This window comes from Prochlorococcus marinus str. MIT 9314 (assembly GCF_000760035.1).
GTDB classification, from domain to species: Bacteria; Cyanobacteriota; Cyanobacteriia; order PCC-6307; family Cyanobiaceae; genus Prochlorococcus_A; species Prochlorococcus_A marinus_B.
This window is the reverse complement of the sequence record NZ_JNAO01000004.1, coordinates 125055-145316: the sequence shown is the minus strand read 5'-3', so window position 1 is coordinate 145316 and position 20262 is coordinate 125055. Positions and strand designations below refer to the sequence as shown.

The 20262-nt window shown below is 32.6% G+C and carries 29 protein-coding genes; 13 read left to right on the top strand and 16 right to left on the bottom strand.

Translation table 11 applies throughout. The annotated features are described in order from the left end of the window. The first annotated feature begins 151 nt into the window (after window positions 1–151). Complete coding sequence (locus EU98_RS09630) at window positions 152–316, top strand: hypothetical protein (RefSeq protein WP_072165439.1); 165 nt, start codon at window positions 152–154, stop codon at window positions 314–316. Between the two features lie 90 nt (window positions 317–406). Here the strand turns inward: EU98_RS09630 and EU98_RS10130 are convergent, their stop codons facing one another. The 3 genes from EU98_RS10130 to EU98_RS10125 all read right to left on the bottom strand — a co-directional run bounded on the left by EU98_RS10130 (window position 407) and on the right by EU98_RS10125 (window position 1222). Then, a complete protein-coding gene (locus tag EU98_RS10130) occupies window positions 407–541 on the bottom strand; it encodes a hypothetical protein (protein ID WP_257787465.1) in 135 nt (44 codons plus the stop codon). A gap of 227 nt (window positions 542–768) precedes the next feature. Beyond that, a complete protein-coding gene (locus tag EU98_RS06490) occupies window positions 769–1062 on the bottom strand; it encodes a hypothetical protein (protein WP_032515347.1) in 294 nt (97 codons plus the stop codon). Between the two features lie 28 nt (window positions 1063–1090). Then, on the bottom strand, window positions 1091–1222 hold the full coding sequence (locus EU98_RS10125) for a hypothetical protein (RefSeq protein ID WP_275040602.1): 132 nt from the start codon (window positions 1220–1222) through the stop codon (window positions 1091–1093). Window positions 1223–1357: 135 nt separating this feature from the next. On the opposite strand from EU98_RS10125, the gene EU98_RS09800 reads away from it, so the two are divergent. Further along, a complete protein-coding gene (locus tag EU98_RS09800; RefSeq protein ID WP_193742999.1) occupies window positions 1358–1498 on the top strand; it encodes a hypothetical protein in 141 nt (46 codons plus the stop codon). A 268-nt stretch (window positions 1499–1766) separates the two neighbouring features. Here the strand turns inward: EU98_RS09800 and EU98_RS06495 are convergent, their stop codons facing one another. Continuing rightward, window positions 1767–1901 (bottom strand): high light inducible protein, encoded by a 135-nt coding sequence (locus tag EU98_RS06495; protein ID WP_032515355.1) that lies wholly within the window; start codon window positions 1899–1901, stop codon window positions 1767–1769. 215 nt (window positions 1902–2116) lie between these two features. Between EU98_RS06495 and EU98_RS09795 the strand changes: the two genes are divergently transcribed. From EU98_RS09795 to EU98_RS06510, 4 genes are all read left to right on the top strand, one after another. Continuing rightward, a complete protein-coding gene (locus EU98_RS09795) occupies window positions 2117–2266 on the top strand; it encodes a hypothetical protein (protein ID WP_193742998.1) in 150 nt (49 codons plus the stop codon). Window positions 2267–2577: 311 nt separating this feature from the next. Further along, window positions 2578–2787, top strand: a complete 210-nt coding sequence (locus tag EU98_RS06500) for a high light inducible protein (RefSeq protein ID WP_025931410.1) — start codon at window positions 2578–2580, stop codon at window positions 2785–2787. After that, window positions 2787–3047 carry a chlorophyll a/b-binding protein gene (locus tag EU98_RS06505; RefSeq protein ID WP_032515346.1) on the top strand — a complete coding sequence of 87 codons (261 nt, stop codon included), beginning with the start codon at window positions 2787–2789 and terminating at the stop codon, window positions 3045–3047. Before EU98_RS06500 ends, EU98_RS06505 begins: the two co-directional genes overlap by 1 nt. Further along, entirely contained in the window at window positions 3048–3275 is a 228-nt protein-coding gene (locus tag EU98_RS06510) for a hypothetical protein (RefSeq protein ID WP_032515345.1), read from the top strand. It abuts the gene before it with no gap. A gap of 309 nt (window positions 3276–3584) precedes the next feature. Here EU98_RS06510 and EU98_RS09790 read toward each other — a convergent pair whose 3' ends face one another. The 7 genes from EU98_RS09790 to EU98_RS09430 form a co-directional block, all read right to left on the bottom strand. Then, window positions 3585–3728 (bottom strand): hypothetical protein, encoded by a 144-nt coding sequence (locus tag EU98_RS09790; RefSeq protein ID WP_193742997.1) that lies wholly within the window; start codon window positions 3726–3728, stop codon window positions 3585–3587. Between the two features lie 31 nt (window positions 3729–3759). Beyond that, on the bottom strand, window positions 3760–4446 hold the full coding sequence (locus EU98_RS06515; RefSeq protein WP_032515344.1) for a DUF1028 domain-containing protein: 687 nt from the start codon (window positions 4444–4446) through the stop codon (window positions 3760–3762). After that, the gene (locus EU98_RS06520; RefSeq protein ID WP_032515343.1) at window positions 4447–5724 is read right to left on the bottom strand and encodes a Zn-dependent hydrolase; all 1278 of its coding nucleotides are present in this window, start codon (window positions 5722–5724) and stop codon (window positions 4447–4449) included. Window positions 5725–5818: 94 nt separating this feature from the next. Further along, window positions 5819–7831, bottom strand: a complete 2013-nt coding sequence (gene asnB, locus EU98_RS06525; RefSeq protein ID WP_032515342.1) for an asparagine synthase (glutamine-hydrolyzing) — start codon at window positions 7829–7831, stop codon at window positions 5819–5821. Between the two features lie 4 nt (window positions 7832–7835). Beyond that, window positions 7836–8948, bottom strand: coding sequence for an aspartate/ornithine carbamoyltransferase family protein (locus EU98_RS06530; RefSeq protein WP_241466377.1), 1113 nt, complete (start codon window positions 8946–8948; stop codon window positions 7836–7838). A 236-nt stretch (window positions 8949–9184) separates the two neighbouring features. Beyond that, the gene (locus tag EU98_RS09785; protein ID WP_011818161.1) at window positions 9185–9334 is read right to left on the bottom strand and encodes a hypothetical protein; all 150 of its coding nucleotides are present in this window, start codon (window positions 9332–9334) and stop codon (window positions 9185–9187) included. Window positions 9335–9468: 134 nt separating this feature from the next. Continuing rightward, on the bottom strand, window positions 9469–9570 hold the full coding sequence (locus EU98_RS09430; protein WP_011862700.1) for a DUF4278 domain-containing protein: 102 nt from the start codon (window positions 9568–9570) through the stop codon (window positions 9469–9471). 304 nt (window positions 9571–9874) lie between these two features. Here EU98_RS09430 and EU98_RS06535 point away from each other — a divergent pair, with 304 nt between their 5' ends. After that, entirely contained in the window at window positions 9875–10069 is a 195-nt protein-coding gene (locus tag EU98_RS06535; protein ID WP_032515340.1) for a hypothetical protein, read from the top strand. On the opposite strand, the gene EU98_RS06540 is transcribed toward EU98_RS06535, so the two are convergent. After that, window positions 10066–10332 (bottom strand): RNA recognition motif-containing protein, encoded by a 267-nt coding sequence (locus tag EU98_RS06540; protein ID WP_032515339.1) that lies wholly within the window; start codon window positions 10330–10332, stop codon window positions 10066–10068. The genes EU98_RS06535 and EU98_RS06540 overlap by 4 nt on opposite strands. Before the next feature lie 88 nt (window positions 10333–10420). Beyond that, window positions 10421–12754 carry a ribonucleoside-triphosphate reductase, adenosylcobalamin-dependent gene (gene nrdJ / locus EU98_RS06545; protein WP_032515337.1) on the bottom strand — a complete coding sequence of 778 codons (2334 nt, stop codon included), beginning with the start codon at window positions 12752–12754 and terminating at the stop codon, window positions 10421–10423. Between the two features lie 131 nt (window positions 12755–12885). Here nrdJ and EU98_RS06550 point away from each other — a divergent pair, with 131 nt between their 5' ends. From EU98_RS06550 to EU98_RS06560, 3 genes are read left to right on the top strand one after another with little or no spacing between them, the layout of a single operon-like run. Continuing rightward, window positions 12886–13581, top strand: coding sequence for a class I SAM-dependent methyltransferase (locus EU98_RS06550; protein ID WP_032515336.1), 696 nt, complete (start codon window positions 12886–12888; stop codon window positions 13579–13581). A gap of 31 nt (window positions 13582–13612) precedes the next feature. Continuing rightward, window positions 13613–15250 carry a peptide chain release factor 3 gene (locus EU98_RS06555; RefSeq protein WP_032515335.1) on the top strand — a complete coding sequence of 546 codons (1638 nt, stop codon included), beginning with the start codon at window positions 13613–13615 and terminating at the stop codon, window positions 15248–15250. 52 nt (window positions 15251–15302) lie between these two features. After that, window positions 15303–15977 (top strand): CPP1-like family protein, encoded by a 675-nt coding sequence (locus EU98_RS06560; RefSeq protein WP_032515334.1) that lies wholly within the window; start codon window positions 15303–15305, stop codon window positions 15975–15977. On the opposite strand, the gene hslO is transcribed toward EU98_RS06560, so the two are convergent. Beyond that, a complete protein-coding gene (hslO, locus tag EU98_RS06565) occupies window positions 15972–16880 on the bottom strand; it encodes an Hsp33 family molecular chaperone HslO (protein ID WP_032515333.1) in 909 nt (302 codons plus the stop codon). The two genes, EU98_RS06560 and hslO, sit on opposite strands and share 6 nt — an antisense overlap. Then, the gene (locus EU98_RS06570) at window positions 16870–17517 is read right to left on the bottom strand and encodes an ABC transporter ATP-binding protein (protein ID WP_032515332.1); all 648 of its coding nucleotides are present in this window, start codon (window positions 17515–17517) and stop codon (window positions 16870–16872) included. The genes hslO and EU98_RS06570 overlap by 11 nt, the downstream gene beginning before the upstream one ends. An 83-nt stretch (window positions 17518–17600) precedes the next feature. On the opposite strand from EU98_RS06570, the gene EU98_RS06575 reads away from it, so the two are divergent. Genes EU98_RS06575 through EU98_RS06585 form a run of 3 tightly spaced genes read left to right on the top strand, consistent with a single transcriptional unit; the run spans window position 17601 to window position 19577 of the window. Continuing rightward, entirely contained in the window at window positions 17601–18044 is a 444-nt protein-coding gene (locus EU98_RS06575) for a DUF3531 family protein (protein ID WP_032515330.1), read from the top strand. A gap of 9 nt (window positions 18045–18053) precedes the next feature. Further along, on the top strand, window positions 18054–18827 hold the full coding sequence (locus EU98_RS06580) for a 16S rRNA (uracil(1498)-N(3))-methyltransferase (RefSeq protein WP_032515328.1): 774 nt from the start codon (window positions 18054–18056) through the stop codon (window positions 18825–18827). Between the two features lie 6 nt (window positions 18828–18833). Beyond that, a complete protein-coding gene (locus EU98_RS06585; RefSeq protein WP_032515326.1) occupies window positions 18834–19577 on the top strand; it encodes a TIGR00297 family protein in 744 nt (247 codons plus the stop codon). A 16-nt stretch (window positions 19578–19593) separates the two neighbouring features. Here the strand turns inward: EU98_RS06585 and EU98_RS06590 are convergent, their stop codons facing one another. Next, window positions 19594–20238: a GDSL-type esterase/lipase family protein gene (locus tag EU98_RS06590; protein ID WP_032515325.1), complete on the bottom strand. Its 645-nt coding sequence runs from the start codon at window positions 20236–20238 to the stop codon at window positions 19594–19596. Window positions 20239–20262 lie beyond the last annotated feature (24 nt).

Sequence of the window (20262 nt, the reverse complement as noted above, 5' to 3'; positions counted from 1 at the left end):
ACAGAACATAGATCAACTTTCACCAATTTGTACATACTTTAAGTAAATATATTTTGATAACAACAAAAGTAGTGCTTTAATTTTACGAACATATGCATGGTTGAGATATAGCTTAATTGCTTTTTAGTAAATTAAAATTAACAAAATTAATATGTTGAAGCCATATACAGTGCACTACCGTGATTTTCAAAATATAAGATTAGAAAATTGTTTTTATGCCTCTGACGCTTACGAGGCTAGAACACTAGCAATGGAATTTAATAAGTATATAAATGAACATCCAAACAGTATTGACCTAATAAGATGTGAAAAATGAATAATATTTCTAGCAATTTAAAATAGTAATTTATCCAAACGCACTTAAATTTTTTTTATTGACTTATTTCCACTATCAATCAATATCAGACTACATCATCTCGTATTGATCAAATTTACTTTTTAACTTTGCTGCTTTATGGATTAATCCAACTGCCTCTTTTCTTCCTGTAGCTTGTTGAGCCTTGCGCATTAAGTCAGCATATTTTTTGTTTAGTTTTTTCATTTGTTTGTTTGTTAAGTGTCATAGACACAGGCTTAATAAGTGATTTTCATTTTTTGCATTTGCTCTATTGAATAGATCAAAACAATTTATTTATCAGAAAGTATTTGACTCTTGCAGGTGGGATTCTTTTTCAAAAATTCTTTAGCTAGCCAATATTGCTTAGTCTTATCTCTACCTGAGATTTACTAACAATAACATAAAAACAAAAATAGATCTTTGAAAGATGCTTAACTCTCTAGATACCTGCAAATAAATTCAAAGTTTTCATAGTCCATAGTTATTGTCTTAAACCTATCTGATTCTATTTTTCTATTCCCAAAATTTTGCAATTCAACTTTAATAGTAGGGTGTTTGATTGAGTAAGAAGGAGTAAAACCAATGCGTTTTGCACGTTTATGCATATCTTTTTTTAGTCGAGAATCACAGCCACAAAACAGAATGGTTGGCCTATTAGTATTACCAATTGAAGCATCAGCAATTCTTTGCTCTAAATCGGATGCGATATTTTCGAGAACTTTCATTCAATTTTTTTTAATTTGGGGAGCATAATTAATAACCAATATTATTTTTAGGATTAGTTATGTAAATTATTAGATTTAGAACGTAATTAGCAGGCAAGTTTAATGGTTTCAAAAGTAGCAAGGCCATTCCCTGAGTTACGTTAAATCCTTTTTCTTCCATAAATAAAAGAAGGGTCTCATATATACATTGTAGATATATTGTCAATTATTAAATTGGTCAAAAGGTGTTGAATCAAAAACTAAGTATTTTCTTTAAATTATAAAAATCTAGTATTAAGTTAATCATTTATGGTAAATGGAAATAATTTTAAAAAAAGAAACTTCATTAGGTTTAGAATCCTATGAAGATCTAGGTTTTAATTCCGAAGAGGAACTTGAATTAGAAATTTCTAAACTTACTAAATTCAGACCTGAATTTGAAACTAATTGGGAGTAATTGATAGCGTTTCAGAAAGTTAACGTTTCATTTAATATTCTCTATCCTTTAATTATTAGTTTTGATTTAATTATTCCAAGTCACTTGCTCAATACCAATTAAAAAAGTCAGCCTGTATCCCTACTAGCTGACTTTCATGACGATGTAAGTTTTGAAAAACTATACGAATGTATTTGTTGTTGTGATGCTTAAAACAACTGCAACAAAGAATATGTAAGGAACAACCTTAAGGGGGACATATCCTTGTTTTTTAGATATAAAATCCATCTTATACAAACCCTGGAATAATTTGTCCTGTTGTTAGATATGCTCCAATAAGGGCAATAAAGCCGATCATCGCAAATCTACCATTGAGCTTCTCAGCTACAATTTTTTCCTTCTCAACTTTTTTTGTTTCGTTCATTTGTTTGGTTGGTTGTTTAGCCAAGACGCTTCCTAATGCAATCTTGAAACAAATCTAATAATAGAAAACTATAAGTGTGAGTATAATTACTTACTCTCATACCCTCTATAAGCTGTGCTTATTAGACTTAATGAGATTTTCTCAATTTTGATAGAACAATTATTCAATAAAAGTTAAAAAGAGAATTAATAGCTATTAATAAATAAAGGATATTAATGAAACTAAAAACCAATATAAATTTTTTAGAAAAATATATAGCTCATTTTGTAATTGATATTGAATATAAAAGAATTACAAAAAAACTAGAGGAATATGATTTAATGGCTGACGTTGATGATCAAAGATTTCATCACTTTTATTCTTAAATTTAAGTGCATTAGCCAGTGTTGAAAGAGGCAATCAAGATATAAACACCTCCCAGCCCAAGGATCATTGATAAGTAGAGAATAGGATCTGTCATTACCTAATTTTGATCAATCAAAAACAAATCAGAAGAGACTTTTCATATCTCCATGATCTTTAAATTATTAGCTTCAACATTAAAAATTAATTTCTAACTGTTACATATATGTATCGTAATTGCCTATATAGTACCGAAATACACATATTTCTAACCTTTTTCTTTACATTAGTTAATAAGAATGTTACGTTTGTTAACAATTAAATTACTTAACCAATGACTAATTCTTCATACATAACTACAGAATCAGGTGGAAGGCAAAATATTTTTCCAACTGAACCCCGTCCTTATGTTGATCAATCTGTTTCTTACGATGGATATCCTCAAAACGCAGAAAAAGTTAATGGTCGCTGGGCAATGATCGGTTTAGTTGCACTTTTGGGAGCTTATGCAACTACAGGCCAAATAATTCCTGGTATTTTTTAATGTCTCCTCTTTCAGGTTTTTTAGCTGTAATCGTATTCTTCACAGCTATCCTCGTTGCTTATCTAACCAAGCAATTTCAAAACGAAAATTTAAACTATCTAACTTCAAATCCAATGACAAATTCAAACCCTAAATTAAAAACAATCGAAAAAGAAAAAGTGGTTGCAGAAACTCTCAATGGCAGATTTGCAATGCTTGGATTAATTGCTGCTGTCGGAGCTTACTTAACAACAGGCCAAATAATACCAGGTTTTGTCTAAATGCTTTTACTTTCTGTACCATTCTACGATTTTCCATCTTCGCCCATACTAATAATTGGCGCGATAGGGATTGTTGTAGCACTGGCTGTATTTTTTCTAGCTTACAAAAAGTACTTCAATTCTCCATTTAACAAAGAACTTCAATTAAAGAAAAAATCTCTATTAAAGGAGAAAACAGAACTAAACAAAAAACTTGAGAAAATAGAGCAAGATTTAAAAAATTTATAGTAAAAACCAATGAACATAGACATTTTCTTAATCTCTTTCTTTACTTATCTCTTAGTACCAATAGTAATGATCGCTAAGGGGAAAAAAGCAACTAACTAAGAAAGATTTAGACTCCCAAAAATAAGAATTTAAACTCTATTCAATACTTACAAAGTCGTTATAGAGTTTTTATATAAGTATAAGGAGGGTAATCTTATGACCAACCTCGCTATCGAGCTACTGGTCTTGACTGTAGTTTTAGTAAATTTTGGAGCAATCCTTACAGCTAATATCTATTCAAAATCAGTAAAGGAATTTAAACGCAATAGATTATTTTGCAGTAAGTCTTTCAGCAACCCCTATTGCATTATCTGAGGAAAATTTTTGCTCCCAATTTAATAGGTCTTTAGCGATCGACATAAAACGAGAATTTGCTAATCTTTGGCAACTTCGGAAAAGTGGGTGGCCTTTCATTTTGTAAAAATTTGACAATAATAATTAAAGTTTAAGCAACCCTAAATTCTCGTTTCATATTCATTTCAGGCAGGTCATTCATTGAGTCTCTCCATTCCTGGGCCCATTCACTTTGACTATGTTTATAAATTCTAATTAGTTCATCTACAGAGGAATCATGATAATCAACTCTCAGATCTAAAAGAGGAAAGCCAAGTTCTCCACTAACTTTTAGAGCGCTTGAGGTTGAACGGAGGCTTCGTTTATCTCCACCTACGCTTTCTCCTGCATTAAGAGCATCAAGTAGTCTTTTCCCTAATTTAATATTTGGATCACTTTGTTTGAAAACATCAGCCATCACCTCAAGAACTTCAATATTCTCTAGAAAATTGCCAGCCACAGAAAAGTTTTCTCCACTAATATGTCCGCTTGTCTGAAAACATTCTTGACCTGTCCAGCATGCGCTTCTCCCATACTTATCAATTAAGTGAACCTGTCTTTTTTCCCTGCCAAAATCTTCTTTAATTAAATCTTCCAAAACAATTTTCGAATCAGAGCAAGATTGGAGTGACTCAAGACTTCTTATTCCTAAATAAGGATTAGTTTGGCCTTGAGTTGCAACAGCACCAACCTGTGATCTAACGAATGAAACTGTTGAGCCAACAGCTATATGGCAAGAAGAAACTGCAACACCAAATCTATTTTTTAAAGGATCAAAACCAATAATTGAAAATGTCATTTATATCATTAGTGGCTTGTCTAAAAAATTCTTATCAATGGAAAATATTGTATTTAATAAAACCTCAATACCATTAGCACATTGATCAAGAGAAGTATATTCCTTATAGGAATGACTCAGACCATTTCTGCTTGGGACAAAGATCATAACCATAGGACAGATCCTTCCTATTTCTTGTGAGTCATGACTTGCTTTGCTTGGTAAGATTCCAGTTTTAAATCCCAACTTTTCAGATTCATGAAATGAAGAGCTCACTAATTTAGGACATGACTTAGTGGGGATCACTTCAAATTGAGGTTCTATCTGTACTACGCATCCAGTACCCTCTTGAATTTCTGAGCATAGATTCTCAATTCTTAAGCTCATTTTCCCAATCACATCTTCATCCAAATCTCTCATATCTATTGTGAATACCGCCTCTCCTGGAATAACATTTGCCGCATTGGGATGTAATTTCAATTTACCAACAGTTGCAACTGCACTTTCAGAAGTAGTTTTAGCTATCTGTTCAATACCAACAATAATTTTAGAGGCGGCCAAAAGTGCGTCATTTCTATTTGACATCGGGGTAGTTCCTGCATGATTTGCCTGACCTTTAACCCTAACGGTTATTCTTTTTTGACCTACTATTCCATTAACAATTCCGATATCCAAACCACCATCCTCAAGTACCTTTCCCTGTTCAACATGTAATTCAAGAAAAGCGAATATATCTTTTTTACTTCTTGCCGCACTTTTAATCTCAAGCCAATTTCCACCAATCCGAGAAAGATTATCAATTATTGAGCAAGAATTACTGGTAACAAAATCTTCTTCTTTAACAGATAAATTACCTGTAAAGCCTTTACAACCAATCATTGTCGATTCTTCATCAGCAAAGACAATTATTTCAAATGGTCTATTTAATTTAATGTCATTTTCCTGAAGAAAAAAAGCAATTTCAATTCCTGCAATCACTCCTAAAGTTCCGTCATACTTACCTCCCTTTGGAACAGTGTCGAGATGAGATCCGGTAACAATGGGAGGTAGATTATTATCATGCCCATCTAATCTTGCAATAATATTTCCTGCAGTATCAATTCTTATTTTCAAACCTAATTCCTTAAGGGTTTTCATAAAGAAATTTCTTGCATATATATCTTCATCAGAAAAACCTCTTCTTGAAACAGAACCATTCTCAGAAGCTCCGATTGAAGAAAAAGAATCTATCAAGTCTTGGATTCTCTCCCTATTTATTACCTGTGGCTCTAGGATGTTTAACCCAGCGCTATAACTCATACTTCTATTACTTAAACCTATTTAAGGTCTCTTATTTTTCAAATAAAACCTGTATTGGTTTACACCTTTTCAGAAATTAATTTAAGAAACGAATTCAAACTTTCCAGCCCAAATTATCAGCCATCTTTTGAGCCTTATCAGGGATATCCTCAATTATAAAAATCTTATATAAGATCTGAACGCTTAAAAGATGATTGATTATTGCATCCAACTGTACTTTTTCTGAGGCATCAAGCTCTGAACTAAAAAATTTATTCAGCAAATCATTTACTTCTGTTTCATCCAAGATTCCAAATTCTCTTATCCTCTTAGGATTTAAAAATTCATTCACAATTTCCTGCATAGAACTTAAATTATCTTTATCTGCATGGGAAGGGGGAGCCATGAAAGGAAATTTTTCACGTTTATATAGTGATTCAGGCAACAATCCTGACATGGCTTCTCTTAAAACATACTTCTCGACATTGTCTTTAATCCTTAATTCAGGGGGGACAGCAACAGCAGCTTCAGCTAGGTGATGATCTAAAAATGCAGGTCTGGCTTCCATTGAATTTGACATATCCACTCTATCTCCACCCCATGTGAGAATTTGGCCCTCAAGCATAGTCTTCATCCAAACGTACTGAGCCTGATCAATTGCGTATCTATTTTCTAACTGTTCAAGGTCAAGTTCTCCAAAAATTGCCGCCCCGGGATCATAAGTTTCCGTTATCTCTTTATATTTACTTGAGACTAGACTTTTCGCATAAGTTTCACATGCAAGCCAAGGTTGAAGGCAACTTGGCGTAAATCCTAAAAACTCCTTGAAAGATTTATTACTTATCTCTTCATTAGCAAGCATCGCGCCCTTGAAAATATCATTTGAATTTTCCAGATTTTCTTTAAGATTCTCAGATTCTGAATTAGAAATTCCGACCCCATAGGTATACATATCTTTTCTAAAAGCGGGATAGCCTCCAAACAATTCATCTGAGCCCTCTCCTGTCATAACGACCTTATAATCGAGCTCATTCACTCTTTTACTCATAAGGTACTTTGCAATTGCAAGGGTGTTATAAATAGATCTTTCAGTAAACCATAGAACCTTTTCAAAATTCCCATACAGATCATCTCCATTTATTTTTAAAATCTCATGATCTGCATTTGTGGCGACAGCCATCTCTTTTGCTATCGAAGTTTCATCATATCTTTCATCACTGAAACCAATCGTGAATGCCTTTACTGATTTTTGACTTATGGCAGAAGCTAATCCCAAAATTGAGCAACTATCAATTCCACCGGACAAATAACAGCCGACAGGAACATCAGCGACCATTCTTAATTCAACTGCTCTCAACAATTCTTTTCTAATATTTTCAATAAAATATTTTTCACTTTTATCTCTTTCATAAGTGTTTTTCTTAGGGAAATTTATATCCCAGAATTTTTCCTCTGTTATCTGAAATTTATTATTTACTCTTTTGACCTTAAGGATATATCCGGGTTTAACTTGTTTAACACCGGCAAATGCTGTAGAGCCAGGTACCATTACCTGCATCAATTGATGAACCAGTCCTTCACCCGTAAATTTTCTTTCAACTGATGGATGGGCGAATAATACTTTTAATTCAGAGCCAAATATTAAGGAATCGTCGGTCTCAATCCAGTATTGAGGTTTAATCCCAAAACGATCTCTTACAAGATAAAGACAATCCTGTTCTGCATCAAATAATGAAAAGGCAAATTCTCCTCGCAGATAAGATAATGATTCATCAATGCCATATTTCTCATAAAGCCTAAGCAATATTTCCGAATCGCTTTTTGAAGAAAAGCTTACGCCCTGTGCAACAAGATCAGCCCTGATTCTCTGAAAGTCATAAAATTCACCGTTATGTGCCATAAGAATATGATTTTCGGCACCTCCGACAAAAGGCTGCCTGGCTCGATTTTCATTTAAATCTATTATTGATAATCTCGCATGACAGAATCCTACAGAAGCATCATCTGATAATTTATATCCAAAACCGTCCGGTCCACGATGGCTTTGAATAGCCGCCATATTTACAAGAATCTGAGGTTCAACTGATTTATCTTTTGATTTATTAAAAACCCCGCCTATCCCACACATCTAATTAAACAACATCCATTACTCTTGTAGTTCTATCCATCAGACAAGTAAGCAAAGCCATCCTTACAAATACTGCTCCTCTTGACTGAGCAAAATACCAATTTTTTGAGGTCTGATCCAGTGATGTTGATAATTCAGGACCACGAGCAAGAGGATGCAATATTATGGAATCTTTTTTAAATGGCAACTCACTGTGCAATTTAAAAGCACTTCCATGAACCTCATAATTATCTCCCACCCATGCAATTGCATTTATATAGGTAACGTCTAGTGAAGGCAATACTTTTTGCATATCCGTCTCCAGCTCAATCTTTAGATCAGATTCAATAAGTTGTTCTAGCTGCCCTTCATCAAATAGATCGTTCTGATCAATAGATTTGTCATCGTAAATTACAATAATTTTTTTTATGAAATATGGGAACTTACAGAATAATTTTAGAAGAGATCTGACTGTTCTCATACGTGATGGAACTCCGATGATACCAATGGTTATTTTTTCACTATCATCAATAGATTTGTTAACGAGATGAGGTCTCCATTTAAAAATCGTATAAAGATCAGACATCGCCTGAGTGGGATGTTCATCGATTCCATTACCAGCATTTATTATTGGAATTCTCAAAGATTTTGTCATTTCAAAGATCGCCTCATTGTCACTTTCTCTTAGAACAACGCAGTCACCGTAATTATTAAACATATGAGCAATATCCAAATGGGTTTCTCCCTTGGCAATTCCAGTGGAACTTTTATCGGTGATATTTATTGAATCGCCACCTAGCCTGTGCCATGCGCTGTCAAACGATAATCTTGTTCTGGTGCTTGGTTCATAGAAGGCATTTATGAGTATCTTTCCCTTGAGGGGACTGTTATGGGAAATATATCTGTTTGGGTTACTTTCGAATTTTGCAGCCAGTCTGAAAAGTTGTAGAAGACAATCTTTACTGAATGGGTCTATGGAAATTACATGCCTGTCCAACAACTCATATAGAAATTCCGCTTTTTCCTTTATTTCAGATAATAAATTCTGAGGATGAGTGGAGCCGTAAATATCAGGTCTGATTCTTGAAAAAGAAAATAAATTTTCCTTATGTAAGGTTTTTACTTTATATGATCCCAAAATATTAAAGTTCTTAAATTAATACCAATAACTACATTTTTATAAACAAAAATCAATAATGACAAGTAATTTCAAAGAAAAATTTCAGAAAAAGTCCAACGATTATAAGTTTCTGTATAGGACTAATACAGGAAGTTATTAATAATGATGAGTTAAATCGTTATAACAAACTATTATTAGTCAAATTTTAGCCCATAAAATGAGTCCACAAAAAATCTAGTCTGCTTCCAAAAAAATCATCCAAAGTTGACATTTTGTTGAAATAAACCAAATAAGTTATTCCCAACTATGGCAGCTATTATTAAAACAAAGGCAACTATGGCGAAAAGAGCACTAACATCTTTTATGTCATAAGGTGCTTTAAATAAAGGTTTTTGGTCTGCCATTGTTATCTAATATATAAATGCAATTGAATCACATTATATTAATGCTTGTGAGAAGTATTAAGTTATTATTTAGTCTAAGAATGGATAATAAAAAAGCCACTAAATGTGGCTTTTTCTTTTAATGGTTAAATAAACTAGCTGGTGTAAGCTTTTCCTCTATAAGTTAGTTCATTGTGCTGCTTTTTAGCTGCTTCTTTGTTCTGGACGTACTTTTGTCCTCTGTAAATTAGAGTCATTTTCTAGCTCCGGTTTCGCTTAAGTCCCCGTTCCATGGCTTAAGTCGATTTGCGGCTTGCTATACGCAAGTTGAACGTTTTGGTAGCGGTTGCTACAAATTTATAATAACATCTATTAAAATTATTTGTCTAGGTTTTTAATAAATAAACTTAATATATTAATCATAGTTTAGGTTTCTGATAAGAATATTTATCGCAATATCAGCGTGATTGCTTACAGGTTACATTTTGTTCGTTTTTGAGAAGTATTTTTTATTTAATGAACTTTTAAATGTAAAATTCTTAAGATTATAAAATTTGTTTTATGTTTTCTAGAAGCAAAAAACCTACTGTAAAAAAATCTGCAATAGTTGAAGAGACTCCATTATTTGCGCAATTATTACCATTCGCAAACAGAATGAATGATAAGGTTCAATTGGTAAATGCTTTAGCTTTTACTTTTATTATGGGATTCTCAATTTTTGGAATTGCTCTATGGAAACTATCAGGGCTGTCCTAATTATTTAGTTTTTTCAAAGCATCAATTTTTGATTCTTTGTTTTCAATTATGGTTATTAACCATCTAGAGGCTAGGCCTCTGGATATTGATCTATTTTTTAGAAATCTACATATATACACGTGTAGATTTTTTTCGTTTTTGGAGTTAAATTTTTCCTCAAAATCTAGGATATCCTCTTCTGATGTTCTTTTTCTTAGCTCATCTACTAACGCGTGACTAGAAGAATCATTAAAAAAGTTCCCAATATTTAAGCTTAATGTCATAAATAATTTATGTCCCTAATTAAGAGGTAGCCATAAATTAAATTTTTAAAAACTAATTTATATTTTTTATTTACAAATAATTCAAAATTTAATCTTTTGGTTTAGCAAGAGGAAGTAAGCACTTATCTGAATCACAACCTGCTGGTCCTGCTTCAGATAGTTCTCCAACATCATATTTATTAAGAGCATCAAAGAAATCGTTATTAACTTTCCTTTCTATTACTTTATTTTGCAATGATATATATTCATCTTTACTTATTGGTTCAAAGGGTAATCTGGGGAAAGTAGCGTTAGCACTAAATCGAGCTAGCAATGCCGCTGAAATATATCCCTCATTATTTTCTATCGCATTATGAATAGCCTTAGCTAGATCCTCGATTTCATTTTCTCTAAATTCTACGGTTGCAGAGGTATTGTGCTCTGTGTAAAATTTCTGCACTTGCATGTAAAAATCAAATTGAGCTAGTGCTGAGAAATTATTTATGTCTATTTGGTCTGCACCATCTATATTTGCCCAACTAACTTCTGTAGGGATTTCAACTAACCATTCTGTACATCTTGGATCAAATGGATTATCGAGTAAGCAACCATTTTCATCTTTATCAGATTGAGATGGGACAACTGAGTAACCATAATCCATGCAAGCTAAAGCGATTGGATCATTTTTTCTGAAAGTTATTCTTCTAATGAATCTTTGAGCCTTAGGAGGATGCCATCCTGGAGCTGCTCCTGTAAGTAGACTTTTAGTCCCAGCTGGCTGGACTGTTGTGCATCTATTTGGTCTCCTTAGATTATGTTTATCACAATATTCCCAGACAGTTTCTTTTACTATTTTTCTCCAAGAATCTAGGAATTTAGCTTCCTTCTCCTTGAAAATCTCTCCTTCTTCACTATTTGGCCTTCCTGCTTCCCACCATTTCAACCATGGTGTTCCAAAGGCATGGACACAAAAATCAAATAATCCAGTGAAACTTACTCCTACAATAGGATCATATTCCCTACTTTTTCTGTAACGCTCAACTTCAAATTCATGATTAAGTAAGCATGCTACAGAAAGAGCGGCTGCTTTAAAAGCTTTTTTTTGCTCTTCAAAATTTTCAGGATCTATCTGATTTAGATGAACTTCAGCCAAATTACAGTGGAAATCATTTCCCAAGATCTCACCACAAGGGTTAAGTCCATATCGGCTCATTCTGTGGTCTAGCTCTTCTTCAGAGAATGGACCATAACTACTATCTATCCAATTTCTTGCTTCATCCTTACCTTGCTCTGAGTAGATTTCAATAAATTCCTTTCTCAATTCGTCATCTTTGAGAATATCTGCATTTGACCTTGCGATTGCTTCTGGAGCAAATTGAATAGCTCCCTCACCTGAGTGGAATTGTTTTGTTACAGCATCCAAAACAGTTTGGTAAGTGGGTTTTGTATGGTAAACCCTAGTATGATTAGCCATCCTGAGGGCATCTTTTTCAGGATCTATTCTCCAATTACCATTCTCATCTTGACTCCATAAATTTTCTTTTGCCGATGCTGCTTCTTTATCATCTGAAGCAAATTGTCTCATTCCAGCGCTTCTTCTTATGTTCCCAGCAACTATAGTTACTGCAGCCTCATCAATTAATAAACAACACTCTACTGTACTTAATTTCCTGCCTATTGCCTTTCCAAGAAGTGATGCGACTCTGGAATATAGATCTTTCAATTTAATAGGATTTGCCATCCCACCAAAACCTTTTAATGATTCTCCAGCAGGTCTAATATCTTCCAAATTTATATAAACATCAATTTCTCTTTCAAGATTTTCATTGCTTGATGCCTCAAGAAGATATTTATAGCTATCTACCCAGCCTCTTCTGCTATCTCCAACTTTGATATGAAGATCTTTTCCTTTGATTTCTATTGATGACTTTTCTTCTCTTTGATCTTTAGGAGTTATTCCAACTTCACTGACTGATTTAATATTTATTTTGTTAATTACCGTAGGTAGATTATTTATAAAATGAGGCTCAATTATTGCCCCTGTGCCACATCCCATCATTGCTAAGTCCATCATTAATGCGAAGGCTTCCCAATCAATTAAGTTTGTTGAGGTACAGTTGTATGCCCCAGAGAAATTTTGGTTTTTATTAATCCAAGGAGTTCCTCCAATCCATAACCATCTCCCTGAAGGTTGGGCTTTTTGGTTACTTTGCATCTCTCTCATCAGGATCAATTCTTCATCTGACAGCTTCCCTAATTCTTTTAATCCCGATAAATTCCTTTCTCCTACTTCGCTCCAGTTCTCCCTTTTGCCAGATGAAGTTTTTCTACTATAAGATCTGAAAAAAACTGGATAAGCAGCTGGCGCAGTCTTTGGAAAATCATCTTTTTTAAGATTATTGGAATTGCTCTCTGAAGAAGCTTTATTTGGTGCAACAGTCACGATAAAAACCTATGTAAATAACCCGTAATGGAAGAATAACTCTACCTGTGGCGTCTGCAACCATTCTTACCACTATTTAACGGTTTGTGTAGAATTATGTTTAATATGAAATCTTTGTTTCAAGAAAGGATATGGAAAGAATCCCTGAACCTGAATTAATGGAAGGTAAAGAACAGGTCATTTCTTATGACGAAGCTGATTTTTCAGAAGGGGAAGTTAATCTAATTAATCAAATTAATCAATATCTTTTGAGAAAGAATATTTCTTTAGGTGAAAATGATTTAATAGTTGATTTAGGATGTGGCCCAGGAAATATTTCTGAGAAGTTAGCAATAAAATGGCCTAATACTGAAGTCTTAGGAATAGATGGTTCTAAAGAGATGATTTTGAGAGCAAAATATAATAAAAGTATTTCTACTAATCACAAAAAATTAAAAAATTTACGCTACATTTGTTCTGATATCAAAGACATTAAATTAAATAATTTTTTACTTAAAAAAAAAATTAGTTTACTAGTAAGCAACAGTTTGATTCATCACATTACCAATCTTGAAGATTTCTTCAACACAATAAGAAGTTTGTCTAGTAATATTACTGTAAATTTTCACAAGGACTTAAAAAGGCCATTAGATGAAAAGTCTGCTTTAGAACTCAAAGCACAATGTTCAATAAAATATAATGAGATCTTAACTAATGATTATTATGCATCTTTAAGAGCTTCTTATACTTTTAAAGAGTTAAAAAATTTCACTTTAGAGAACGACCTATCCTCTTTAGATGTCTTTGAAGAAGGTGAAAATTATTTAATAGTCTATGGTAATGTTTAAGAACTAAGTGAAAGATCCTTATATTATATAAATGAGCTTAGATACTAAAATTCTAAATAATAAAGAAATACTGGATGCGGTAAATAAAAGAAGAAATTTTGCTATTATTTCACATCCAGATGCTGGGAAAACGACTCTTACCGAGAAACTTCTTTTGTATGGAGGTGCCATTCAACAGGCAGGAGCAGTAAAAGCCAGGGGTAATCAGAGAAAAGCCACTTCAGACTGGATGGAACTTGAGAAACAAAGAGGTATTTCTATTACATCAACTGTATTGCAATTTGAATATGAAAGATCAGTAATTAATCTATTAGATACACCAGGACACCAAGATTTCTCCGAAGATACTTATAGAACATTAGCTGCTGCTGATAATGCAGTTATGTTGGAAGATGCTGCTAAAGGATTAGAACCTCAAACTAGAAAATTGTTTGAAGTTTGCAAGATGCGAAAAATACCAATATTTACTTTCATAAATAAAATGGATAGACCAGGAAGAGAGCCATTTTCTTTGCTTGATGAAATTGAATCAGAACTTGGATTAAATACCCTACCTATAAACTGGCCAATTGGTAGTGGCGAGGAATTTAGAGGGGTTGTTGATAGATTTTCAAGAGAGGTTATTTTATTTGATAAAGCAGTGAGAGGGAAACAATCGAATGAGAAAAGATTAAGTCTTGAAGATAAGGAGCTATCAAAATATGTAGAAAGAGATTTACTTGAAAAATCACTTGAAGAATTAGAGGTTCTTGATGAGGCAGGATCGAAATTTGAAAAAGAAAAAGTTTTCAATGGCTCTTTAACCCCAGTTTTCTTTGGATCTGCTATGACTAATTTTGGTGTAAGACCATTTTTAGATAGTTTTTTAAAAATGGCACAAAAACCAACTTCAAGAAATAGTAATAAAGGGGATATTGAACCTGCAAGCGATGAATTTAGTGGGTTTGTTTTTAAGCTACAGGCAAATATGGATCCAAAGCACAGAGATAGGGTTGCTTTTATAAGAGTTTGTAGTGGTAAATTTGAAAAGGATATGTCAGTTAAACATTCCAGAACTGGGAAAACAATCAGATTATCAAGACCACAAAAAATATTTGGGCAAGATAGAGAAGTTGTTGATGATGCCTATCCTGGAGATGTTATTGGTTTAAACAATCCAGGTATGTTTTCTATTGGAGATACTCTTTATACTGGTGCTCATCTGGAATATGAGGGCATACCATCCTTTAGTCCTGAAATATTCAGCTGGCTAAGAAATCCAAATCCCTCAGCATTTAAAAATTTTAGAAAGGGTGTTAATGAACTTCGAGAAGAGGGAGCTGTTCAGATCCTTTATGACTTTGATGAGAGCAAAAGAGATCCTATACTCGCAGCTGTTGGTCAATTGCAGTTAGAGGTAGTTACTCATAGATTAAAAAGTGAATATGGTGTAGATGCAAATCTTGAAGCAATGCCATATCAATTGGCTAGATGGATTTCGGATGGATGGCCAGCAATTGAAAAATTAGGCAGGATATTCAATTGTAAAATAGTTAAAGATTGTTGGAATAGGCCAGTTATTCTTTTTAAAAATGAGTGGAATCTAAATCAATTTGTTGAAGACAATAATCAACTAAATTTAAACAAAGTTGCTCCTGTTGTTAGTGGAGTCGAACCAATTGTTTTATAAAGTCTTAATGGATTATAAAATTAGTTAATCTGTTATTATTGGTAAAAAAAATTTGGATTCAAACAGTAGTAAAAACAATAACGAAAAATCACCTTATGAAATTTTAGGTGTAAAAGAAGATGCTGCTTTTGAGGATATTCAGAGGGCTAGAGATCTTAAAGTTGAAGAGGCTGGTGAAGATTTAATTTTAAAAGCGAAAATAGAATCTTCCTTTGATCAATTACTCATGGGAAGTTTGAAAGCTAGGCAATCAGGAAATGTAAGCTATGAAGCTGTGAGTGCCTCAAAAAAAGAAAAACAAATTAATCAATTTACCAATAATAATTTTCCACTGCTTTCTAAGATAAAAAATTTAAGTAATAACTCTAAGAACTCAAGTCAGTATAGTCTGCCAAAAATAACTGCCCCCTCATTTGATAATCTTTCAATAAAAATATCTGTTGGGCTATTATTTTTAATTTTGTTATTTATCAGTCCAGACTCTAATAATAGACTTTTACTCTCTATCTCTACATTAATACTTACCTATACTCAAATTAAATCCGGTAAAAGATTTATAAGTTCTCTGGGTTGGAGTGTTACCTTTCTCTCGATAGGATTAATTTTTGGTGGATTGCTTGAAAATAATTCTTTCATTCAGGAAGTATCAAATAACTCTTTATCAATACAAAAAATTCAAAGTATTCCAGCCATGGTTATTTTATGGCTAGGCGTAATTTTTTTATGATTGATTTTCTATCATCGATTTAATTTCTTCATAATTTATAAGATATTTATTCTTACAAAATTCACAAACCAACTCTGCTTTGCCATCTTTCTTGAGGATGTCCTCTAACTCACTTTTATCAAGCATTTTCATCGCATTTAAACTTCTTTGTTTGGAACACTTGCATTTAAAACTTACTTCTTGAGAACGAGCTTTTTCAGAGATTGATTTATCGTCAATATCGGGAAATATATTTCTAATTAACGAAAGAAGATTATCTTTTGACTTAAATAGTTCTTCGCTGAAAGAATTAATTTCTTTACATCTTTCTTCAAGTAGTGAGACAAGTAGAGGGTCAGTATCTATTTTAGGTAGAACTTGAGCTAATAGGCCACCACTACAAATAACACTTTTATTTTGAATTTTTTCTCCAATTAATACAGCAGAAGGAGTTTGCTCTGAATGATATAAATATGAAGCTAAGTCTTCAGCAATATTTCCATTTACTAATTCAACAGTGCTTGTAAAGGGTTCTCCAAATCCACTATCTCTAATCACATTTAAATATCCTTTACCTAATGCTTTTGTAAAATCAAAAGAATATTTATTATTGCTTATTTTGACAAGGTCTAATTCTAAATTAGGATTCCCTACATAACCCCTAACTTTTCCATCTCTACCTGCATCAACTAGTAATCCTTTTAAAGGGCCGTCAGATCTAACTCTTAAAGTAACTCTTCCGTGCATTACCTTCATCGAGCTTGCTAGAAGTAGTGAAGCACTAAATGCTCTTCCTAAGATACAGGTGGTTAAATAAGAAAGACCGTGTCTTTTTTTTGCTTCTAAAGAAGATTCTGTTGTTAAGACTGCAACTAATCTTATTCCTCCATTTGCTGCAGTAGCCCGAACTATCCTATCCGGCATGATTTTCTTTCATAAAGTTTTTGATTTTCCCTTTTTCCAAGAATAATATCCTAGAAGGAATTCCCTCAAATAAAGCAGGTTCATGAGTAACAATAATAATTGTATTTTTATTTTTTAAATCAAGAATTAAATTCTTCACATCATTTCTCATTGAATAGTCTAATCCAGCAGTTGGTTCATCAAGTAAAAGAATTGAGGGGTTCCTAAGTAGTTGAACTGCTACAGCTAATCGTCTTTGTTGTCCGCCACTTAGTTGTTCTGGTGGTTGAGCCAGATTAATTTTTTTTAAACCAACTTTATTTAAAACTATTTCTATATTTTTTTCTCTTAAAGATTTATAGCCTATTTTTAATTCTTTCCCAATGGTTGTACCTATAAAGTATCTTTCAGGAAATTGAAATACTACACCACAAAACCATCTTCTTTGTCTAGAAGATAAAGTTTTATTCTTCCAAGTAATTTTTCCTTTTTGTGGATTTGTTAGTCCGCTTATTATTTCGAGTAGCGTTGTTTTTCCTGAACCACTATTGCCGCAAATTAAAATGATTTCGTTTTCATGTACTTCTAAATTTAAATTGTCTATTATTTTTCTTTCACCAGTTTGGGGTTGATAAGATATCTCTTTTAAATCAAGCATTATTAATTAAGTTATAGGTATGAATTTTAATCTAGTAATAACTTACTTATAATAGCTTTAGATCTAAAAAGCTATTAGTCAATATGAATATTATTTTTAGGGAAGTTGATCCTTTTAACTGTTGGATATGGATCAAGTTTTCAGAATCACCAACTCAAGATGAAAAAAATTATTTAGATGGTGTTTTTGATAGTTGGTACGTTTTAGGCAGGTTAGGTGGATTTAATTCTGAAAATTTGCAAACTCATGAAGAGGGTTCCGATCTAAGTTGGATGTCCTACGATAATGACCAAAAAAATGCATCTCTTCCAGCCTTAATGCATAATTTAGGAATTATGGAATATCAAAATTTTTGGGGAAGATGTTGGGTTGATTTTGGAACTTCAGACTCCATTTCAATAGATATATTAATAAATTCTTTGAATGAGATATCAAATAATTATGTAAAAATTGAAGAGTTAATTATTGGGGGTGAAAATAATGATTGGGCAATTGAAGAACATGAAGATTTAGTTTTCAAAGATTAAGTGTTTTAGATGGAAGACTTAACAAGATTAATTATTTCCCATGAAAGAATTGAAAATATTAAGAACAAAAACTTAGAACTTTCTAAAGAAGAGGCTCATTATTTAAATAAAGTAATGAGGATAAAAAATGGTAAAGAAATATTTATAGCTAACGGAGAGGGTTCATTATGGAAAGCTATAAAAGTTAAAAATGATTGTTTAGAAATAATTCAATTAAAAAAACCTTACTTATTTCAAGAACAAGAAATTTACTTATTAGGAATAGCCGTGGTTATACCAAAAAGTGGTTTTGAGGATATTTTAAAAATGTGTACTGAAATAGGAATTGATTTTATACAGCCATTATTTTCAGAAAGACAGGTAAACAAAAAATTAAATTTTTCTAGAAAACTTTTGAGATGGAATTCAATAATCAAAGAATCAGTTGAGCAAAGTGAGAGATTATGGAAACCATCTATATTAAATGGTATGGATATTATTGAATGGCTAAAAAGTAGAAATAATCAAGAAAGAGTTTCAATTTCCATAACTAGAGAAGATACTAGTTATGACTTAAATCAATGGTTAAGAAAACAACAAGAATTTGTAAATAAAAAAGGAGGTACTTTTTGGAATGTAGTTGGCCCTGAAGGAGGTTGGTCCTCTAAAGAAATTGATTTTTTTAATAAAAGTAATGTTACCTTTGTTAAACTTTCCGACACTATCTTAAGAACTTCAACGGCTAGTATTAACGCATCATCAATTCTAAATCAGTGGAGAATTGATTTAAAATTAAGGCATTAGATAAATATGGATTTAATTAGAAATCAATTTTTTATAGGTTTTTGCTTTAATTTTATTTTGATTTATATATTTTGCAGGATTCCTTTGATGACAAAAAGTGGTTGGATAAGTGCAGGAATTTTAGGCACAATTTTGTGGGGATGTTTGTCTTGGCAGGGATGGATGTCAGTTGTAATTTATTTATTATTTGGATCTCTCGTTACCAAAATAGGTTTTAAATTTAAAAAAGAAAAAGGTATAGCTGAAAAAAGAGACGGGAGAAGAGGTCCTGAGAATGTATGGGGCTCTGCAGCTACAGGATTATTTCTTGCCATTATGACCAAATTTAATGCTGCAAACGTAGTGATGTTTAAAGTAGGTTTTGCTGCAAGTTTTGCTGCAAAGTTGGCGGATACTTTTGGCAGTGAAATTGGAAAAAGATTTGGTAAAGAGACATATTTAATTACTTCACTTAAAAAGGTTGAGAGAGGAACTGAAGGAGGAATAAGTATAGAAGGAACATTAGCTAGTGTTTTGGGATCAATATTTATGGCTTTTATAATGCTTCGTCTATCAATTATTTCTACAAAATATCATTTTATAGTTGTTGTAGTTTCTGGATTCTTGGCAACACTTTCTGAAAGTATTATTGGTGCTAAATTTCAAAACAAATATAAATTAAGTAATGAATTGGTGAATGCTATTCAGACAAGTATTGCTTCTATTTTTGCTATGTTTGCTCTTATTTTATATTCATATTTTTTAAATTAAAAATATTTGAAAAGGCCTAGGATTCCTTCCATTTTGTAAGAATCTCCCAGCTCTTCAGTCTTTGGAAAAGCCAGAAATGACCTTCGGAATTTAGATGAATCCCATCTTGCGTAATCCAATTTTTACTCCTTTTATCAGAGTACATTTCTCTAAAAGTAGGAAGAAATGGGACACTCTGATTGAGGCATACTTCCTCCATTCTCCTTTCATAAGAATTACAAAAATCATTTGAGTACCATAGACATCCTGCAAACGGCATTTTGCTTTCGTCAACAGGTGTTAAACCAATAACAAAGACATTTGTTTGAGAGTGCATTTCATTAATAAGTCTCTCTAATCCATATTCAAATCCATCTATATCTAATTGATGTCTTCCGTTTTTCTGACCAATTGCTGCAGTGTCGTTAAGACCAACATTAAGCAGGATTGCTTTAGGTTTATTTCTTCTAGTTTCTCCTCTAGATGACCATTCTTTTTCCCATCTAGTTGAAACTTTTTCTATCCCATCTCCCCTTATGCCAAGTTGATAAATTACTGGCCCATTTTGGTTGTTGCACCAATCTTTTCTAAGCCTTTCACACCATCCGCCACCTTCATTATCTCCCCATCCATAAACTGAGCTATCTCCAATTACAACTAGCTGTTTTGGTAAACTATTCACTATAACCGGAAAAAAATAATTACT

Excerpts from the sequence above, each read along its gene's own strand:
- EU98_RS09630 (WP_072165439.1), top strand. The coding sequence starts at position 152 with ATGTTGAAGCCATATACAGTGCACTACCGTGATTTTCAAAATATAAGA.
- EU98_RS10130 (WP_257787465.1), bottom strand. The coding sequence starts at position 541 with ATGAAAAAACTAAACAAAAAATATGCTGACTTAATGCGCAAGGCTCAA.
- EU98_RS06490 (WP_032515347.1), bottom strand. The coding sequence starts at position 1,062 with ATGAAAGTTCTCGAAAATATCGCATCCGATTTAGAGCAAAGAATTGCT.
- EU98_RS10125 (WP_275040602.1), bottom strand. The coding sequence starts at position 1,222 with ATGGAAGAAAAAGGATTTAACGTAACTCAGGGAATGGCCTTGCTACTT.
- EU98_RS09800 (WP_193742999.1), top strand. The coding sequence starts at position 1,358 with ATGGAAATAATTTTAAAAAAAGAAACTTCATTAGGTTTAGAATCCTAT.
- EU98_RS06495 (WP_032515355.1), bottom strand. The coding sequence starts at position 1,901 with ATGAACGAAACAAAAAAAGTTGAGAAGGAAAAAATTGTAGCTGAGAAG.
- EU98_RS09795 (WP_193742998.1), top strand. The coding sequence starts at position 2,117 with ATGAAACTAAAAACCAATATAAATTTTTTAGAAAAATATATAGCTCAT.
- EU98_RS06500 (WP_025931410.1), top strand. The coding sequence starts at position 2,578 with ATGACTAATTCTTCATACATAACTACAGAATCAGGTGGAAGGCAAAAT.
- EU98_RS06505 (WP_032515346.1), top strand. The coding sequence starts at position 2,787 with ATGTCTCCTCTTTCAGGTTTTTTAGCTGTAATCGTATTCTTCACAGCT.
- EU98_RS06510 (WP_032515345.1), top strand. The coding sequence starts at position 3,048 with ATGCTTTTACTTTCTGTACCATTCTACGATTTTCCATCTTCGCCCATA.
- EU98_RS09790 (WP_193742997.1), bottom strand. The coding sequence starts at position 3,728 with ATGAAAGGCCACCCACTTTTCCGAAGTTGCCAAAGATTAGCAAATTCT.
- EU98_RS06515 (WP_032515344.1), bottom strand. The coding sequence starts at position 4,446 with ATGACATTTTCAATTATTGGTTTTGATCCTTTAAAAAATAGATTTGGT.
- EU98_RS06520 (WP_032515343.1), bottom strand. The coding sequence starts at position 5,724 with ATGAGTTATAGCGCTGGGTTAAACATCCTAGAGCCACAGGTAATAAAT.
- asnB (WP_032515342.1), bottom strand. The coding sequence starts at position 7,831 with ATGTGTGGGATAGGCGGGGTTTTTAATAAATCAAAAGATAAATCAGTT.
- EU98_RS09785 (WP_011818161.1), bottom strand. The coding sequence starts at position 9,334 with ATGGCAGACCAAAAACCTTTATTTAAAGCACCTTATGACATAAAAGAT.
- EU98_RS09430 (WP_011862700.1), bottom strand. The coding sequence starts at position 9,570 with ATGACTCTAATTTACAGAGGACAAAAGTACGTCCAGAACAAAGAAGCA.
- EU98_RS06535 (WP_032515340.1), top strand. The coding sequence starts at position 9,875 with ATGTTTTCTAGAAGCAAAAAACCTACTGTAAAAAAATCTGCAATAGTT.
- EU98_RS06540 (WP_032515339.1), bottom strand. The coding sequence starts at position 10,332 with ATGACATTAAGCTTAAATATTGGGAACTTTTTTAATGATTCTTCTAGT.
- EU98_RS06550 (WP_032515336.1), top strand. The coding sequence starts at position 12,886 with ATGGAAAGAATCCCTGAACCTGAATTAATGGAAGGTAAAGAACAGGTC.
- EU98_RS06555 (WP_032515335.1), top strand. The coding sequence starts at position 13,613 with ATGAGCTTAGATACTAAAATTCTAAATAATAAAGAAATACTGGATGCG.
- hslO (WP_032515333.1), bottom strand. The coding sequence starts at position 16,880 with ATGCCGGATAGGATAGTTCGGGCTACTGCAGCAAATGGAGGAATAAGA.
- EU98_RS06570 (WP_032515332.1), bottom strand. The coding sequence starts at position 17,517 with ATGCTTGATTTAAAAGAGATATCTTATCAACCCCAAACTGGTGAAAGA.
- EU98_RS06575 (WP_032515330.1), top strand. The coding sequence starts at position 17,601 with ATGAATATTATTTTTAGGGAAGTTGATCCTTTTAACTGTTGGATATGG.
- EU98_RS06580 (WP_032515328.1), top strand. The coding sequence starts at position 18,054 with ATGGAAGACTTAACAAGATTAATTATTTCCCATGAAAGAATTGAAAAT.
- EU98_RS06585 (WP_032515326.1), top strand. The coding sequence starts at position 18,834 with ATGGATTTAATTAGAAATCAATTTTTTATAGGTTTTTGCTTTAATTTT.